Origin of the sequence: Falsiroseomonas oryziterrae (assembly GCF_021864505.1) — a bacterium.
In the GTDB taxonomy this organism is placed as follows: Bacteria; Pseudomonadota; Alphaproteobacteria; order Acetobacterales; family Acetobacteraceae; genus Falsiroseomonas; species Falsiroseomonas oryziterrae.
In genome coordinates this window covers 1-624 of the sequence record NZ_JAKJIB010000694.1, presented here as the reverse complement: position 1 = coordinate 624, position 624 = coordinate 1, and the positions used below count along the sequence as shown (strand labels likewise).

The window sequence follows — 624 nt, the reverse complement described above, 5'->3', positions numbered from 1 at the left end:
GACCGGCGCCGCGACCGTCGCCCCCGCGATCCGCAGCTCCGCCGTCACGCGCGGCGGGCCGCCGGTCACCTCGACGCCGAGCGTCCCCTCCAGCGCGCCGCCGGCGATCCGGCCGCGCAGCCGCTCCACCGCCAGCCTTCCGTCGGCCAGGCGCAGCCCCGCCGAGGCCGCCTCCAGCACCGCATCGTCCAGCTCGATCCGGGCGGCCTCCAGCGTCACCTCCGCATCGAACCCCGCCAGCGCCTCGAGCCCGAGCGGCTCGGCGCTGCGCAGCCCGGGAAGCGGCACCGGCAGATGCTCCGCCGCGATCCGCCCGGTCACGCGCGGCCTCGCCTCGGTGGCGAGCGCCAGCGCGCCGCCCATGCGCAGCCCGGCCGCGACCAGCTCGAAGCTCTCCGCCGCCACCCCCTGAGGCCCGGCCGAGAGCTGCGCGATGAGCGAGAAGGAGCCCTCGCCGAGCCAGGGACCCACCTCCACGCCGAAGGCCTCGCCCAGCAGCCGCGGCGCGCCGGGATGGCGCAGCGTCACCGTCGCGCCGCCGCGCCGCGCGGCGAGGTCCACCGTGCCGGTCGCTTCCGCGCGCAGCTCGCCGAGCTCCGCCGTACCGCGCAGCGCCAGCGCCTC

The 624-nt window shown here is 79.5% G+C and carries 1 protein-coding gene; it reads right to left on the bottom strand.

Annotated features, from left to right (window positions below):
• On the bottom strand, window positions 1-624 hold a 624-nt coding region (locus L2I40_RS24165; RefSeq protein WP_237217868.1), incomplete at both ends, for an AsmA family protein.